Origin of the sequence: Cryobacterium sp. Y50, assembly GCF_002929805.1 — a bacterium.
Classification (GTDB): domain Bacteria; phylum Actinomycetota; class Actinomycetes; order Actinomycetales; family Microbacteriaceae; genus Cryobacterium.
Window position 1 is genome coordinate 1 of sequence record NZ_PJJM01000053.1, and the last position, 17,614, is coordinate 17,614.

General features: G+C 59.4%; 13 protein-coding genes. 11 read left to right on the forward strand and 2 right to left on the reverse strand.

The window, feature by feature from the left end; all coding sequences use genetic code 11:
* Positions 1-32 precede the first annotated feature (32 nt).
* From CXY73_RS01575 to CXY73_RS01625, 11 genes are all read left to right on the forward strand, one after another.
* A complete protein-coding gene (locus CXY73_RS01575) occupies positions 33-1,634 on the forward strand; it encodes an acyltransferase family protein (RefSeq protein ID WP_255411341.1) in 1,602 nt (533 codons plus the stop codon).
* 44 nt (positions 1,635-1,678) lie between these two features.
* A complete protein-coding gene (locus CXY73_RS01580; protein ID WP_104176600.1) occupies positions 1,679-3,079 on the forward strand; it encodes a glycosyltransferase in 1,401 nt (466 codons plus the stop codon).
* Complete coding sequence (locus CXY73_RS01585; protein ID WP_158253985.1) at positions 3,076-4,458, forward strand: glycosyltransferase family 4 protein; 1,383 nt, start codon at positions 3,076-3,078, stop codon at positions 4,456-4,458. The genes CXY73_RS01580 and CXY73_RS01585 overlap by 4 nt, the downstream gene beginning before the upstream one ends.
* Positions 4,459-4,804: 346 nt before the next feature.
* A complete protein-coding gene (locus CXY73_RS01590; RefSeq protein ID WP_158253986.1) occupies positions 4,805-5,944 on the forward strand; it encodes an O-antigen ligase in 1,140 nt (379 codons plus the stop codon).
* Between the two features lie 39 nt (positions 5,945-5,983).
* The gene (locus CXY73_RS01595) at positions 5,984-7,267 is read left to right on the forward strand and encodes a polysaccharide biosynthesis tyrosine autokinase (RefSeq protein WP_104176603.1); all 1,284 of its coding nucleotides are present in this window, start codon (positions 5,984-5,986) and stop codon (positions 7,265-7,267) included.
* 67 nt (positions 7,268-7,334) lie between these two features.
* Entirely contained in the window at positions 7,335-9,161 is a 1,827-nt protein-coding gene (locus tag CXY73_RS01600; RefSeq protein WP_104176604.1) for a nucleoside-diphosphate sugar epimerase/dehydratase, read from the forward strand.
* Positions 9,158-10,291 carry a DegT/DnrJ/EryC1/StrS aminotransferase family protein gene (locus CXY73_RS01605; protein ID WP_104176605.1) on the forward strand — a complete coding sequence of 378 codons (1,134 nt, stop codon included), beginning with the start codon at positions 9,158-9,160 and terminating at the stop codon, positions 10,289-10,291. Before CXY73_RS01600 ends, CXY73_RS01605 begins: the two co-directional genes overlap by 4 nt.
* Positions 10,288-10,920, forward strand: coding sequence for a sugar transferase (locus CXY73_RS01610; RefSeq protein WP_104176606.1), 633 nt, complete (start codon positions 10,288-10,290; stop codon positions 10,918-10,920). The genes CXY73_RS01605 and CXY73_RS01610 overlap by 4 nt, the downstream gene beginning before the upstream one ends.
* Positions 10,917-11,582, forward strand: coding sequence for an acetyltransferase (locus CXY73_RS01615; RefSeq protein ID WP_104176607.1), 666 nt, complete (start codon positions 10,917-10,919; stop codon positions 11,580-11,582). Before CXY73_RS01610 ends, CXY73_RS01615 begins: the two co-directional genes overlap by 4 nt.
* A 6-nt stretch (positions 11,583-11,588) precedes the next feature.
* Positions 11,589-12,869 carry a glycosyltransferase family 4 protein gene (locus tag CXY73_RS01620; RefSeq protein WP_146071579.1) on the forward strand — a complete coding sequence of 427 codons (1,281 nt, stop codon included), beginning with the start codon at positions 11,589-11,591 and terminating at the stop codon, positions 12,867-12,869.
* Between the two features lie 95 nt (positions 12,870-12,964).
* Positions 12,965-13,999, forward strand: coding sequence for a glycosyltransferase (locus tag CXY73_RS01625; protein WP_158253987.1), 1,035 nt, complete (start codon positions 12,965-12,967; stop codon positions 13,997-13,999).
* A 23-nt stretch (positions 14,000-14,022) separates the two neighbouring features.
* On the opposite strand, the gene CXY73_RS01630 is transcribed toward CXY73_RS01625, so the two are convergent.
* Both CXY73_RS01630 and wecB read right to left on the reverse strand, forming a co-directional pair.
* Positions 14,023-15,276, reverse strand: coding sequence for an O-antigen ligase (locus tag CXY73_RS01630; RefSeq protein WP_158253988.1), 1,254 nt, complete (start codon positions 15,274-15,276; stop codon positions 14,023-14,025).
* A gap of 176 nt (positions 15,277-15,452) precedes the next feature.
* Entirely contained in the window at positions 15,453-16,511 is a 1,059-nt protein-coding gene (wecB, locus tag CXY73_RS01635) for a non-hydrolyzing UDP-N-acetylglucosamine 2-epimerase (protein WP_104176611.1), read from the reverse strand.
* Positions 16,512-17,614: the final 1,103 nt, after the last annotated feature.

Sequence of the window (17,614 nt, forward strand, 5' to 3'; positions counted from 1 at the left end):
ATCTGGACCAAATCCGCGGAACAAATCCTCGAATCCCTCAAACGACTTCTACAACGAACTTCCGACGCAGGACACTAGCTAGGAGGCGCAGATCGTTCTTCGTGGGGGTGCTCCTAGCAATCATCGTCTGTTCTCTCAGCACCTCCATTGCGCTTACAAATGCTGGAGCTCTAGGGGCGTATTACTCGCTGGGTACACGTGCATGGGAACTCGCGATCGGGGGTGTACTCGCATACATCGTTTTCCACCGTCGATGGTTACTCTCCGGGGCCGTTCGTACCGGCGCGAGCTGGGCCGGCATATTGGCGATTGCAGGGTCGGCCACCTTTTATACTGATTCAACTCCTTTTCCAGGATGGACTGCAGCTGTTCCCGCGCTCGGTGCTGCGCTGGTGCTGTGGGCTGGATCCTCCGGCGAAAGTGGCATCGTCTATCGACTCCTGAGCCTTCGACCGGCTCAGTTCATCGGCAATATTTCGTACTCCTTGTATTTGTGGCACTGGCCGGTACTTATGCTTGGTTCGGCGCATTTTGGAGGAGAGCCCGGGCGGACGAAGTTACTCGGCCTGGTCGTGGTTGCTATACTCCTGGCGATTGCGAGCTACTACCTTGTTGAACGGCAACTTGGTCGGATCAAGGCTGCCGCGCGTTCCTTGCGGGTGATCGCACTCGGGATCGCCGTCACCATGGTCGCGTCATTGATTCCGTTTGTTGCCACTACATTCATTGCCCAATCGTCGGGTGAAATCGTTGCCGACGCGGGGCCCCCGGACACCGCTCTTTCGTCTGCAATAAGCCCGATTGCCTTTGTTGTTCAGGGGCCAGGGTCAACGCCTGATGGTGTGCCTGCCAACCTCCAGACCCCTCTTGATGAGGTCGCCAATGACCTCGCGGAGGTGTTCACGAATGGTTGCTACGCGGGTGAGGTCACCGTTTGCGAAGGTGGTGCCCCAGACGGCAAATTGGGAATCATACTCGCGGGGGACTCCCACGCCGGCCAGTGGTGGCCAGCCGTTGATAAGGCAGCTCGGGATAACAATTGGAAGTTATTTATCGTTGGCAAGAATGGCTGCGCGCTCGCCGAGGTCGACGTTAGCCTGGGTGAGACTAATGAAGAATGGCCTCAATGCGCAACCTGGCAGAGGGATGCGTCGGGTGCGATTCTCGCTCTCGACCCGGATCTTGTCGTTTATGCAAATTACGCGCAGGGATACCGCACCAGCAAAGTGAGCCTTGAAGTGGGATTCATCGAAAAATGGACGGATGGCGTTTCGGCAACAGTCCAGGAACTGGCAACAGGCAGCGCTGTGCTCCTGATGGGAGAAACTCCCACGGTCATCGGGGATCCAGCGACATGCTTGTCGGAGAACATTCTCGATGTCAGCGCGTGTTCCACTCCAGCGGAAAAAGCTGTCCCTCAGGATTTGCGGCAGCTTAACGAGAGCATCGCCATGGAACAGCACGTGTCCTATTTCGATCCGACCCAGCTGTTGTGTTCGGAAGACGTTTGCCCGATGATCACCAGCAATTTTGTAATGTACCGTGATTCGGCGCATCTCACGGCGACTTATTCGGAGCAGCTCAGTTCGAAGCTTGCAGAAGTCATCGCGGCGGCACTGGCCGAAACCCGCTAAGCCCTCAAAGAAAACGCGGAAGTAGTGCAGGCTAAGCTCACGGAGTGAGAGTACTCCTGTTGTCGCATAGTTCCGCCGTCGAAAATCTGGGCGGTGCAGAACTCTCGATGCTGCAGATGATCGACAACTGGAGGACGTATGATCCCTCGGTAGAAATCATGGTCGTGTCACGCAGCCCGGTAGGGCTGCTGCAGCCAGAACTTGAACGTCGCGCCGTGCCCTGGATGAATCTGGAATTTGGATCGTGGGTGCTCCCGCAACTGATCGTTGCGCCGGAGGACGTGTACCGAACGGCGCGACACGATTTTTTGGCGACGAAAGCGCTGGTGCGGCTGATTCAGGAATTTCGACCGGATATCGTTGCTACCAACACCATTGTGGCTCCGTGGGCGGCGCTCGCGGCAAAAATGGTGGGAGTTCCCCACGTCTGGTTTCCCAGCGAATACGGCGACGATCACGAGTTCGCGATCGGAGTTGACCACACCTTTGAAGACCTCGGGGCCCTGTCTGACCTGGTCGTGACGAACTCGGCCGCGTTGAAGACCTACCTGTCGCGCTGGATTGCCGACGATAAAATGGCCGTACTGTATCCGGCGCTCGACTTCTCCGATATTGCGCACCGAGTGAAAGATACGCCGCCCGAGTGGTCGAATCCTTTCTCTACCCTGCCGGAGACCTTGCGGGTGGTGTGTGTCGGGCGAATCGCGCGTTCTAAAGGTCAGACGCGGCTAGTGCGCGCTATCGCCGAGCTCAAAAAGCAAAACGTTCGCGTGGAAGCGGCCCTGGTGGGGAGCGCGCGGGATCGTGATCTGGCGAGCATCCGTCGACTGATTGATGAATTGGATGTGGGTGACCGCATCGTACTGACCGGTGAGACCGCTAATCCTTTTTCGTACATTGCCGCCGCCGACATCGGCGTTGTCGTTTCGGTCAGTGAAGGGTTCGGACGTGTCACGGTCGAGTACCTCGCGGCCGGAAAACCCGTAGTCGCAGCGCGGGTCGGAGCAACCCCTGAGCTGGTCGCTGACGGCCGCACGGGTATTCTCTACGACCCCGCTGACGATTCTGCCCTCGTAGAAGCCCTGCTCACCTATCATCGAGACCCAGCGTCGCTGGCCGCACACGGCGCGGCCGCACTCGCCGGGGTCGATGAGATCGTGAACCGCAACACCCTGCCCGCGATTGTGCGGCAGATCGAGGGCTGCATCGCAGCAGGGTCTGCTCCCATCGAGCGGATGCCCCACCTGGTTGTATCGTGGATGACCCTGCCCGCGACGGCGCAACAGATGTTCGGCGATGTCGGAGCGCTGGTCGATCCGCACGATTCGGTCACCTGGACCGTGGGCAATGCCCTGGCTCGACCGCTGCGGGTTGGCCGCCGAACTGCCGGTCGAATTGTTCGACGCGTTGTTCCTCGCAGTATTCGAAACGGATGGCGCGCATGAAAGTCTTTTGCCTGTCGCATAGTTCGGCAATTGAAAATCTCGGCGGCGCCGAGCTGTCTCTGCTGCACCTGATCGATGCCTGGACCGCAGACGATGCTGAGGTGGAATTTACGGTCGTGACGCGCGGACCGGCGGGACTGCTGCAACCAGAATTGGCGGCTCGCGGCGTACCCACTCACACACTGAACTTCGATGCCTGGGTGCTGCCTCTCGTGCGCACAGACCCTGCAGACATTCTCGACACGGCGCGTCGAAACTCCGAAGCGGTGTTGGCTATCGTCGAGCTCCTGCGGCTCGAGGCCCCCGATGTCGTCATTACCAACACGATAATTTCACCGTGGGCCGCACTCGCGGCGCGTTACCTCGGCATTCCTCACGTTTGGTTTGTGCACGAGTTTGGTGACCTGGATCACGGCCTTCAGTTCGAGATATCGCGCGGGTCGACCTTTGAAGACGTTGGCATTCTCTCGGATCTGGTTGTCGCGAATTCGCGGGCGGTTCATGAGCACATCGGCCAGTGGATTCCGGCCGAGAAGCTGGCCATCGCCTATCCGGTCATCGACCTCGATCGGGCCCGAGATCTGGCCAGCCAGGTACCGCTTGAGGCGATCCTGCCCGACGCCGGGGCCGAGCTCACCGTCGTGATGGTCGGACGGCTGGCGCCCTCGAAGGGGCAATGGCGTCTGGTGGATGCCGTGGCTCAGCTGCGCGATGAGGGAACGATCATTGCGGCAATTTTGGTTGGCGGCGATCAGGGCGCCGACGCTGAAGAAGTGAAAAGGCGTATCCGTGATCTCGACCTCGGCGGGCAGATCGTTCTGGTGGGGGAGACCGACAATCCGTTCTGGTATATCAAACGCGGTGACCTGGGAATTACCGCGTCGAACAGCGAGGCATTTGGTCGAGTGACTGTGGAATACATGGCACTGGGCAAATCTGTCATTGCGGGTCGCAGCGGGGCGGGTGCAGAATTGGTGAGCGATGGGATCACGGGGATGCTCTTCGATCCCGAGATCCCTGATGATTTCAAGCGCGCGCTGCGCTACGCACATGATCATCGAAGTCAACTTGCCGCCATGGGGGAGCAAGCTCAACAATCTGTTTCCGAGATTTCCACTGTCTACCCGCTCAGTAGCGTTGTTGCCCGAATTGAGCAACTCGTTGCTCGGGGTGCGGGCCCGATGGTGCACCTGCCGAACGCACTCAACCTGTGGCTCGATTTGCCGGCCGCGGTCGAGGGCACCGGTCGAGCTCTCCATGCCCGTAACACGGCTGTGTTGACGTCCGCCTCCTGGCGGCTCGGCACGTATGCGCTCGCACCAGCCAGGCTCCTCAAACGAGGTGTCCGACGATTGGTACGACGTGCGCGCAGTAAATAGGTGGTGATTTCGCATGGTGCCTTCAAGCCCTCGATCCGTTCGCGTACCTCGAGTGCGCGCTAAGGCCGGGCGCTCATACCCGCGAACTATAGTTAGGCGTGGTACGCCTGAATGGGCGAGAATTTGGGAGAGTAACGTGGACACTCGCGCACTTTTGGAGTCGTCACACGCCAGAACTCAGCAGCCTTGGTTGCGCGTTGCCGCGATCCTAACAGTTGCCGTTTCCTGCATTGCGTTCGTGCCTCCAGTGGCCTTCTACGGCCGCATGTCCAACCTCGAATTTGCTCTTGTCACACTCGGTGTTGTTCTCGTCCTGGCCCTGTTACAGCCTCTGACACGGACGCGAGTGCCGATTCCAACTTTTGTCGTTGCACTCCTGGCCGTAATGGCTGCATCGACACTGTGGAGCTATTCGCGCGCCGAAACCGTGCGGGACGTGTTGACTTTTGTGGTCATAGCCTTGGCGGCGATCGTCTTGGTCCAAATCGTGAGTTTGAACTCTCTCGCCATCGGTGTAGCCCTCAGCGGAGTCATTCTTCTCATTTGGTGCGGGATACTCATTGTGTCCGGGGCAGAAAGCGCGTTTACGGTTGCGGGGGACCTGCTTGGGCCTTACGGCAACCGCAATGGCCTTGCGTATGCGCTCCTCCAGAGTGTGCCAGCTGCCCTGGCGATGCGATTGCGCGTCCGGCTCGGATTCGTCCTGAAGTGGTTGATCGTGATCGCTTTGGCGGCGGGGATCGTCGCGACCGGGTCCAAGACCTCCTTACTCGTGCTCGCCGTGGTAATAACGGTCGGCGTTGGATTCTTGCTGCTGCGTTGGCGCCGTACCTATGGTTTTATCTGGGCCGTATGTGTGGCCCTGGTCGTTGTCGTCGCCGCGCTGAATTTTGAGTCGCTGCTCGGAATTCTCGGCAAGAGTGACACGATTAGCGGCCGCATTCCCATGTGGGCGGCTCTCGTTCCGCTGGTGGCGATGCGTCCGCTTACTGGATACGGGTGGTCGCTGTCCTTGCCCGTTGGAGCCCCGCCGAGCGTTGCCATCCAAGAGAGCGTGAACGGCATCGTGCTGTACCACGCCCACAATGAGGTAATGAACTGGTTGGTCACCACCGGGGCTCTAGGTGCGCTGCTCATCCTCGCCATTTACGGGCTCGTGTTGTGGGCGGGCCTGGAGATCGTACGCCACACTGATCTCGTCGCGGCTGCCTGGATTTCTCTTGGTGGGCTTGTCCTCCTCCTAAGGGGCCTCAGCGAAATTAGTGAGACCCTCCCGCAGGGGTGGTTTGTACTCGTGATTCTTGTCGCCGCGAGCGTCAAGTACCTCCCGAGCGCAACGGCACACCCTATTTCAAAGTGGATCGCACTGTGCATACCCTTCACGGCGCAGGCGCACTCGGGGACTTCCGAGACGGCATGTCCGGTGCCGTCGGAGAACAGGCGCGCTGTTGTGCCGCAGGATGCGCCGACGCGTCACCTAGACTGAGGCTTTGCGCCAAACTTTCCAATTGATCTGAGGAATTCTATGACTGCACGCGACTACCTCATGGTTTTGCGCAAGGGGTGGATCATCATCGTCGCGAGCGGTCTCTTGGGCGCTGTCGTTGCTGGCCTAGTGCTCATTTCGGAAGCGCCCGAGTATCGGGCCTCCAGCACACTTGCCGTATCCGCCTGCGTTGTCGCCGAGTTCACCCCCGCTTGCGATCCAGTGGGCGGAATGAGTTATGCCGTCCAGCGGGCGGGGATCTATAGCGAGGCTGGTGGTAGCGTGCCAGTGCTGCGGCGGGCAATGGACCTTACGGACGGCGTCTCGACGCTGAAGTCCCTGTCCACCCAAGTTTCAGTCACGCAAGTTCTGCGCTCCCCCCTTATTGAGGTGAATGCGACGGGGAGCGACCCCGAGGAGGCCGCAGACATGGCAAACGCCGTTGGGCAGGCCTTGATCGAATATGCCCGCGGGTCTATCGATGATTTCGAGTCGGGAATCACGACGGTCGACTTCATAATCGTCAGCGAGGCGGCCCCGGCCGCTGCCCCTGTGAACGGCGACACGAGAATTATCGTGCTCGCATCTCTATTTGGCCTTGTAGCAGGATTGGGCATCGCCTTTCTGGCCTACTTCGCTGATCCTCGGCTCCGCAGTCGTGAGGACGCCGAGACACTGAGCGGGCTCGACGTGGTGGGCGAGTTGCTCCTGAGGAAATCGTCGACGACTTTCGATTCGCTCTCGGTCGAAAATCTCGACTCGTACCGTCGCTTACGTTCCGCGGTCTGCGTACGCGCGGAGTCAGGAAACGTGCGCTCGCTCCTCGTCATCTCTCCCAGCGACCGTGAAGAGTCGTGGGGCGTCGCCCTAGGTCTAGCGACCTCGATGGCAGAGTCTGGCAAGCGGGTCGCGCTGGTCGATTTAAAGCTCGTCGATGGACTCCATGAGGCGCCCGAAATGCCGGCAACGGGGTTGGTCGGCATCCTGGCTGGGGGGCTGAGCGTTCATGAGGCGCTTCATCAAGTGGATGGGTCGACGCTGCACATCCTGCCTGCGGGTTCTGGGACGAGTGAAGCCGCCTCACTGCTTGCCGCCCCCAAGCTTGACGCAGTCGTTGTCGAGTTGCTGGACCACTTTGACTTCGTCGTGCTCGATGCCGCACCAATGTTGTCCACCGCGGCTGGAATCACCGCGGCGCGGCTGGCGGATGGCGCCCTCGTGGTAGCGGGGATCGGCGTGACACGCCGGCGAGACCTCGCGGAGACTTTCCGCACGCTTGAGTTGGTGGAGACCGTGCCCGTCGGGATCGCCGCCGTATTCTAGAAGTAGCGCGCCAGGGGCGCCTGCCAGCTGATCCGCGCTCTCGACAAAACATGGAAGGATTGTAGCGATGAGGACCCCAACGATAAAGCGAGCCGTGAGGTCCCGCGGAGCCGCCGTGCGGCGCACTATCGGCGGGCAGGTCGTTTTCGACTCCGCGGCGTGGACGATCGCTATCGTTCTCGCGACGATCTTCCGATACGAGTTCGCAGTTCGGCAAGTGTCCTGGGCGCCGCTCTTCGTCTTGTGCGCGATTGCCATTGTGCTGCAATGCTTCGTAGGTCGGCTGCTCAATCTCTATCGTGGTCGATTCAAGGTTGGTACCTTTCACGAAGTGCAGACTCTCGCACTCACGTCTGCACTTGTCGCTGTGGTCATCGGACTTCCTGTCCTAATCTTCGGGACGGTTATCCACATTCCGCGCAGTGCCATTCTTGTCGCCTACCCGATCGCCTTGGTGCTCATGGGCGGCGCACGCTACCTGCGGCGACTACGAGCTGAGATCAAAGCCAAACCGGGCGAGTCCGCCGAGCGCACAATCATTTACGGCGCGGGATACCTGGCTGGCTACCTCGTGCCGCAAATGCTGACCGACCGGCACTCGAAGTATCTACCTGTGGCGCTCGTTGACGACAGCCCTACCAAGCGGAACTTTTCGGTTCACGGGATTCACGTCATGGGTACTCGCGACAATCTGAGCAACATTGCCAGGCGCACCGAAGCCACTATGCTCATTGTCTGCATCGCGCGCGCAAACGCCGCCCTGATTCGCGATATTACTGACGCGGCGAGCCATGCGAACCTGCGCGTACTTGTACTCCCACTCATGGAGGAACTGCTCGAGGGGGGGTTCGGGCTCGGTGATCTCAAGGACGTGTCGATCGAAGACCTTATTGGTCGCAACCCGGTGGACACCGAAATTGAATCGATTGCCGACTACCTCACCGGCAAGAGGGTGCTGGTCACCGGTGCCGGAGGGTCCATCGGCTCGGTCCTATCCCGCCAAATCGCCAAGTTCGACCCGGCGGAACTCATGATGCTCGACCGGGACGAATCCGGGCTGCAAGCCACCCAGATCGCCATCGACGGGAATGGTCTTCTGGACACGAGGGACGTGATCCTCGCGGATATTCGGGACCCGGACGCGCTCGGTAAGATCTTCGCCGAACGTAGGCCCGAGGTCGTGTTCCATGCGGCTGCTCTGAAGCACCTCCCGATGCTCGAGCAGTACCCCGACGAGGCCTGGAAGACCAACGTAATTGGCACTCTCAATGTGCTGCAGGCCGCCCGGTCTGTTGATGTCGGAACGTTCATCAACATCTCGACCGACAAGGCGGCGAATCCCACGAGCATTTTGGGCCATTCCAAGCGGGTTGCCGAGAAGCTAACCTCGTGGGCGGCTATGGTCACAGGACGCACCTACCTGTCGGTACGCTTCGGTAACGTTATCGGCAGCCGCGGTTCGATGCTTCCCACATTCACGGCCCTGATCGAATCGGGCGGCCCTGTGACGATCACTCACCCAGACGTGACGCGCTTCTTCATGACAATCCCGGAAGCCTGTCAGCTCGTGGTGCAGGCGGGCGGAATCGGACGCGCGGGGGAGGTGCTTATTCTCGACATGGGGCTGCCAGTTCGGATCCTCGACATCGCAGAGCGCATGATCGCGATGTCGGGAAAGCACATTGACATTGTGTACACCGGTCTGCGACAGGGCGAGAAGATTCACGAGGACCTGCTCGGTGACAGCGAATCGGATTCCCGCCCGGTGCACCCAAAGATCTCCCATGCTGTGGTTGATGCCCTCGACCCCGAGCGCCTTGACAAGCCCGAATGGGACCGACGGTGCGGCGCTGTCGCCCCCTACCGCAGCGCAACGGAGTCCCAAACAGCATGAGTCGCCGCCTGTATATGTCCGCGCCCGACGTGGGAGAACTCGAAGAACGGTATGTCCTCGACGCCATACGCTCGGGCTGGATCGCGCCCTTGGGACCGGACGTTGATGCTTTCGAGCGATCATTGGCTGAGCTCACCGGGCGCTCCCACGCCGTCGCCTTGAGCTCGGGAACCGCCGCACTCCATCTGGCTTTGCTCGCGCACGGCGTTCGCCCGGGGGATACCGTGCTGACATCGACAATGACCTTCGCAGCAACGGCCAACGCAATCCGGTACGTGGGCGCTCACCCCTATTTCATCGACTCGCTGGAAGCGACTGGGAATATCGACCCAGCACTTCTGGAAGAAGCCCTCACCGGTATGGCCGATCGCGGTGAACGGCCCGCCGCGCTCTTGCCTGTGGACTTGCTCGGCAAAGTCGCGGATTACCCGAAGATTTCTGCGCTTGCCGCACGTTTTGAAGTTTCAATGATTTCCGATGCGGCAGAGTCGCTCGGGGCCAGCCATCTCGGTCGCCCCGCCGGATCGTTCGGGTCCGCTGCGGCGATTTCATTTAACGGAAACAAGATCATGACAACGTCGGGCGGCGGGATGCTCCTCATGGACAATGCCGACGTCGCCGGTCGGGTGCGCTATTTGGCGACGCAAGCACGCCAGCCTGTGCCACACTACGAACACACCGAAGTCGGTTACAACTACCGCTTGAGTAACATCTTGGCCGCACTCGGTCGCGCCCAGCTGGAACGACTCCCGGGCATGATCGCCCGCCGTCGGGAGATTCGTGAGCTCTACCGTTCGCTGTTCGCGGACGTCGCGGGCGTCGAGATCTTCGGTGGCACCACCGATGCAGAAGACAATTTCTGGTTGACCTCCATTCTGGTAGACCCGACGGTCTCTGGATGGCCGGCCAGTGAGCTGTCGGAGGCACTGGCCGCCGACAACATCGAGAGCCGGCCGTTGTGGAAGCCCATGCATCTACAGCCGGTATACACTCACGATCGGGCGCTCGTCAACGGCGTGTCGCAACGCCTATTCGAAACGGGTATCACCTTGCCGAGTGGTTCCGTGCTGAGTGACGCAGATCTTGACCGGATCAGCGTTCGGATTCGCGCATATCTTGGTTCGAAATGAGCCGCCCGGTTTTTCTTTCCTACGCTCTCGTCAAGCGCGCGACCGATTTAGGGCTCGCGGCTGGTGCACTTATTGTTTCGCTGCCCATCCAGGCGGGCGTGGCCGTGGCAGTCGCAGTGAAACTTGGCCGGCCCGTTCTGTTCAAACAGTTACGCCCTGGGCTGAACGGTCGAGTATTCACGTTGTACAAATTCCGGACGATGACGACTGCGGATCCGCATCGCGGCCTTATTACCGATGAGCAGCGGCTGACGCACTTCGGGAAATCGCTTAGATCGACGAGCTTGGATGAGCTGCCGACGCTCGTTAACGTACTTCGCGGAGACATGAGCCTCGTCGGCCCTCGACCACTGCTCGTCTCTTACTTGCAGAAGTACTCCGCGAATCAAGCGCGTCGGCACGAAGTTCGCCCGGGCATCACCGGTCTTGCCCAAGTGTCGGGACGAAACGCACTGAGCTGGGAGGATCGCCTCGAGCTGGACGTGCAGTATGTGGAGCGCTGCTCGTTTTTGTTGGACCTGTCGATCATTGGACGAACCATTGGAGCAGTGATTCGGCGCGACGGTATTTCCGCGGTCGACAGTGTCACGATGCCGGAGTTTGACGGCGTCGGAACAGAGGAATCATGACGGTACCTCTTGTAATCGTGGGTGCCGGCGGATTCGGCCGGGAAGTGCTCGATGTCATTGATGCGATAAATTGCGCCGACGATGTGCCCGTCTACGAGATACTGGGTGTGATCGATTCCGGGCCGAGTGAAACCAATCTGAATCGTCTCGCCAACCGTGGGATTCGCTTTCTTGGATCGGAGCTTGACGCGCGTCACATGGTGCGGGGCCTTCAGTTCGTTGTCGGTGTGGGATCGCCTTCGGCGCGCCGGCTTATCGCGGCCCGCTTCGCGACGCTCGGGGTGCCGGCAGCAACGCTCGTTCACCCATCATCGGGCCTCGGCAGCGATCTGAACATCGGGGCTGGGTCTGTCATATGTGCCGGAGTTCAAGTGTCGACAAACGTGACGCTCGGCGAGCATGTCCATCTGAATGCGAATGCGACAGTTGGCCACGACTCCAGCATCGGAGACTTCGCAAGTGTCAACCCCGGTGCCATCGTTTCAGGTGATGTCCAGATCGGCATGAGTTCCCTCTTGGGCGCTGGGTCCGTTGTGCTCCAAGGGATATTCGTCGCCCGTAATGTCATCGTAGGCGCTGCGGCCTGTGTTACGCGGAATATTGACCAGGGAACGACCGTGGTCGGTGTACCCGCCCGCGAAGCGCCAACGAAGAAGGCTTAGAAATAAGTGAACCTGCAACCGAAAGTCGTTGATGCAATGAAGACCGTTTGGATGATCAATCACTATGCAGCGCTCCCCTCTAAGGATGGTTGGACCGGGCGACACCAAGCGCTCGCGGCAGCGTTGCCCGAGTCAGGCTGGCAGGGTGTAATCGTTGCCGCTAGCACGGGCCATCCTGTGGGTCGACAGCAGATGCGTGGTTGGCGGATGCGAAAGCTGGGGTCGGACTTCGGCGTGCTTCACCTGATGATCCGCGCGACCGCGTATCAGGGGAACGGTTTTGCTCGGATTCTCAACATTTTCAGCTTTTCCCTTTTGGCACTGTGGCCAGGAATGCTGAGGGGGCTACCGGCACCTGACGTGATTATCGGAAGTACGGTCCATCCTTTAGCAGCGTGGGCGGGAAAGCGTCTCGCTCGGAGGTACCGTGTTCCATTCGTATTTGAAATCCGCGATGTGTGGCCTGACGCTCTTGTGCACCTTGGGCAGCTCGGGGAGAACGGCGTTCCAGCGAGGGCTATGCGAAAGCTCATGGTCGGGGTGGCGCGGGATGCGGACCTCGTCCTGGCGCCGTTGCCAGGAATAGACCGGTACTTGAAGGAGATTGGTCTCGGTGACAAGCCTTTCCTTTGGGTATCCAATGGAATTGCAGGTGATCAAACGCTCCCGCTCGTAAACCGCTCGGCAGGAGAGCCCTTCACCTTCATGTACCTGGGTTCACACGGCAACGCGAACGCGCTTGATCGAATTCTCGCTGCCTTCGATTCATTCACACAATCCCATCCCGATCTCGATTGCAGGCTAAGGCTTGTCGGCGATGGGCCGAAGAAGCAAGAAGTCATGAGCCAAGCAGCGACGCTCGCGTCTCACGACAGAATCCATTTCTCGAGTCGAGTTCCGAGAGACGAGGTTCTCAATTTGGCCAGCGAGGCAGATTGCCTTGTAGTCTATTTGCACGACCATGACGTCTATAAGTATGGGATCAGCCCAAACAAGGTCTTTGACTATCTGTTGTCAGCGCGACCCGTGATTTTCGCTACGACGGCAATGAACAATCCTGTTAGCGAGGCAAAAGCTGGAATCACCGTCTCTGCCGACAGCGTGGCGGGCGTTGCGGCCGCCATGAGCAAGATGATTCTGACGCCGCAGGCGACCCGAATCGCATGGGGGGAGAACGGGCGCCGTCATGTTTTAGAGAACTACACATATTCAAGTTTGGCGGCGAAGCTTGCTCGCGGGCTTGACGGTGTCGTCGCGGGGTCGCGAAGCAACGTGCGCGAACAGTGAGTGGTATGGCGAATCGAGAGCTGGCCCCGACGAAAATCGTGCACGTTAGTTCCGTCCACCCGTGGACGGACAATCGCATTCACTACAGAGAATGTGTGAGCCTGAGCAAGATGGGCTACCGCGTCTTCCTGGTCGCCGTTGCGAGCGATGTGGAGGGCCAAAGCACGGACGTCAGCGTCATCCAGCTTCCTAGACTTTCTCGGCTGCGCCGAGTGACTATCGGCTCCGTCCGAGCTATTCGAACGGCGTTGAAAACTCGAGCAACGATCTTTCACCTTCACGATCCTGAATTGGTTTGGGCCATTCCTCTTCTGAGGTTGATGGGTAAGCGAGTCATCTATGACGCCCATGAGGATTTACCCGTCCAGATACTGAACAAGCCATATGTTCGCGCCTCTGCACGCCCCATCATGAGATGCGTCGCGCAGTTGGTCATTTCGCTGGCCAGATTGAGCACGCATGTGGTCTCGGCAACAGAGACCATAGCGGCTCGGTTCCCCAGCGAGAGGGTCTCAGTCGTGCATAACTATCCGCCTCTTCGTGACGCCGAGGCGGCCGCCGTTTCCGTCTTGGATCGAGGTAACTCCTTGGTCTATATCGGAGGAATTGCGGAGCTGAGGGGAGCCGTGCAAATGGTAGACGCGCTCGGGAAGGAAGAGTTCCCCGATGGATGGGCGCTCGATCTTGCGGGGACGATGCCAGAGTCGCTGCAGACGCGTCTAAAGGCTTCGGAAGGTTGGGGGCGGGTGAGATTTCACGGTCAACTTCCCCCTGATCGAGCCCGGGACCTACTGCTGGCCGCTCGCGTTGGGCTCGTCGTCCTACAAGACACAGAAGCCTATAGAGAATCTCTCCCGACCAAGATGTTTGAATACTTCGCCGCGGGTGTACCTGTTATCGCATCCGACTTCCCGCTCTGGAACACGCTCATTGAAGAATTCGATTGCGGCGTCACAGTCGACCAAACTTCCCCATCGGCCATCGCTTCCGCGGTTGCACGATATGCAAACGATCCGGAGCTGCTGCAGCGCCATTCCACCAACGCCCGACGTGTGGCCGTCGAGATGTTGAATTGGGCCAGCGAGGAGCCAACACTCCAAGCCGTGTATCGCCGCGTGTCCAGTCGGTAGCCGTGCTCAGCGCAAACTGGACTTTACGCCTGCTCGGCGGCCTTGGAGGTCCTAGAAATTTCGATTCCATGGGGAGCCATATGGTCCGCTAGGGCTTGCCCCTCCCGTAATTCGCGCCCTGGCCGGAGCCAATGCCTCGGCCCACTCCCCCAACGAGTGAAATGAGTGGGTCGTCTGGCCGCCGGGAATCGTCCGTTGACCGGTGGAAAAGTCCAAATGATTGCGAGCGTAACCCAGAGCAGCCGGTTGTCGTTGATGTCGCCGGATACCATGGCGTTTGTGAGGGAAAACACAGCAAGCCCGAAGATGATTGCTCGAACCGGGTCCACGGCCGACAATGCGCCCTTTAAAAGGGTGGCCGCAACTAGTGCAACGACGACGATTCCGGTGAGCCAGCCCCCTTCAACAAAGATTTCCAAAATGAGGTTGTGGGGGTAGAACATGTCTTCGCTGAGTTCAGATGTGGTGAGCTGGGCAAGAGCGTTGAAGTCCCCCCAACCGTGTCCCCACGGGAGCTGGGGGATTGCTGTGAGTGACTCCGACCAGAGGCTCACACGGGTGAGTGTTGAGTTGTCTTCGCCTCCTGCCACGAATGCAATCGTCTTTTGCAGCCCGTCGCTCCCGCGCGATAAGGCCGCAGCGATAACCGCGAGTCCTAATAGCGCGAGCGGTAGGAGATTCCTGAGATGCCGTCGCAGCTGGGGGCTCGCGATAATTGCGAGGCCGAGTGCGAGTGCGAGTGCGAGCTGGGGCCCCCTGCTCCCAGTCATCACCAGGACGACCATCAATGGGGCTGCCAAGGCGAGGAATCCCATTGTGGGTTGTGGGCGTCTGGCCCTCGCGAGAACCAAGACGATGCAGATCAATAGCGCGGCCCCGGCGATGCGGGCTGTTCCAATCGTGTTTGTCCCCTCAAAAACGAGTCGATTGCTCTCCGCCGACGCAGTCTCTGGAAAAACTAGCGTGTACAGACTCGCCGTAAAGCCGACTACGAGGAGCGCGATGATGAAGCGAAATTGGCGGCGCTTTTCTGTAAGAACGAGAACCGGCGCGAGGATTAGGCCGAATAGCGTCACGGAAAACATCACCGCGACTTTCGCGGCCGAATACGCGTCGAAACTGGCGGCAATCAAACCGAAGGTGAAGACGACTAGTAGGACGAGTGGCGGCAAAAGGTGGGGAAACGGAAGGCGTGTAGTGAGTGCGCTGACGATAGCGCTGGCGAGAACAACCAACGCAGCGACGAGAGTCAGGTCCACTGGGAGCCAGGCTAACAAGGGGTTTGCCTTGAGTTGACCCGCGTTGATGAGGATGGCGAGAGACAGCGGCCCGACCCAACTCAGCACCTTCTGAGTTCGTTCGCCCCTGATCGACGAGTCAACCGCCGTCTGACGGCCGGGGTCGACTGTCGCACCTAGGCGCCAGTCGCGTGGAGATTTGTTAGACAAGCCCGTCACGCCTGTTCTAGCAACCTGCTCACAACGCGCGATGCGGCGTGCCCGTCGCCATAGGGGGTGGCATTCGTTGGTTCAGGCGCATCCCGCTGAACGAGAGAGGCGAGTTCGTCCACGCTCGTGCTTACGAGTACGTTCCAACCAAGGTCAACTGTCTCAACCCATTCGGTCTCAGTTCGGATTGTCGTGCACGGCACTCTGAGCAGGAATGCTTCCTTTTGCAGACCGCCGGAATCTGTTATTACGCCGGCGCTCTTGGCGACGGCGCTGACGAGATCCGGATAGGGCAGTGGATCGACGACTCGAATCGCTCCCTGCTCTAGATCGACGCCGAGATCTCGTGCGCTTGCGCGCAATCTAGGGTGAGCCAAGAGCAATACGGGACGATCCAAGCGCGAAAGCCCGTGCATAATCGCGCTCAACTGCCCGCGAAAATCGGTATTGTCCGGCCTGTGTATCGTACTTACGTAGTAGCTGCCGGGTTCGAAATCGGCGAAAAGCGCAACGGGGTTCTTAACGAGGCCGTCGCGGACGCGAAATAAAACGTCTGTCATGACATCCCCGACAAGTTCGCTCCGATCGGCCAGACCCTCGCGCTCCAGATGATCCATTGCAATTCGCGTCGGCGCGAGCAATAGGTCCGCAGCATGGTCCGTCAGCACTCGATTGTGCTCTTCAGGCATCCGTCGATTGAACGACCGCAGACCCGCTTCGAGATGAGCCACCGGGATATGCATCTTCACGCCGGCAATGGCAGCCGCGAGTGTCGAGTTGGTATCCCCATAAACGAGTACCCAGTCTGGAACGTACTCTTCGAAGGCCCGCTCCAGCGACCCGAGCATAGCCCCTGTTTGAACGCCGTGGCTTGACGAACCGATAGCAAGGTTTAGGTTGGGGGTTGGGATGTTGAGATCCCGGAAAAAGACGTCTGACATCACCTCGTCGTAGTGCTGACCTGTGTGCACGATCACGTGCTCTGCGCGCCCGGCGAGGGCGTCGTTCACGGGCGCCAACTTCACAAACTGGGGACGCGCGCCAACAACGCTCAATATTCGCATTGGCTAAGTTTACCGGACCGCGCCCGTGCATCGGGCGACGAGATCCGTGGCAACGACTACGCAGAGGTAACATCCGCTCAAGGGGCGGTTGGCAGAGTGTCGAAGACTATTGTCCCCTCTCAGAGAGGCCAGCATGCCCAAGCTCCGACCGGGTGTCGTTTCCCTTGTGCTCGTGAACTACCGAGGCACCGACGACACAAAAACGGCAATTTGATGGGAAGTGATGGAGCCCTAAACTGCGTGGAACGAACCTCTCTGTACACTGGGCAACTGCGAGTTAACCCGTCTCGGATAGTTGGCCGTGGATTTGAGTGAATTTGTTCTCGGATGGCAGCTGTGAATTCAGGAATCATCGACCAGACTGCGAAACCCGCGCGAGGAACAGCGCACATAAGGGAACGGACGCAAGAACTTGGAAAGATGCGTACTCATTGTTGCCCATCAATACTGGCCGGAACCGGTGCCGACGAGTCAGCGCTTGGGCGCTATCGATTCCGCATGACGCAGCCGCAACGTCGCAGTCGATGTAATCACATAGTCGAATCGTCCACGAGACAGCGGCGCAGGGGCCAGCCTTGGGCCGTACGGGGAGACGGTTCACTACTCGCCAAGAACGAAGGCCTCGGGGGTAAGCGTTGGCAGAGTTTGGAACTGCTTAGAATCGGGCGCGAGATCGCTCGGATCGGGCGAGGCCTGACATTGTCGGTGGTCGTAACCGGTCCTCCGCCGACGGCTGCCGTCGGGGCATGGGTTCTTGCCCGCAAGGCCTCGGCAAAACACGTGTACTACCTCTTCGACACCTGGGGAGGCGCAACACGGGACTCGACTGCTTTGGTTGCCCGCCTGGCACACCCCTGTTGTGAAATTTCTCGAGGATCGCCTTCTCAAGTCAGCGGACCTGGTAATCGCCGTGACGGAAAAAATGCAGGAGACAACGCATCGTGCGCATGCCGAGAATGTCTTGGCGAGCAGGCCCAGCCGGCAGGGCAAGTACGATGGGCTGGCATAACTTGCGCGCTCAAGCCCCGTTACCTTGTTTGTAACCTCGGATGGTGTGAGTATCTGAGGGAGTTGGCCTGTCGGGTCCGGCATGATTGTTGCCC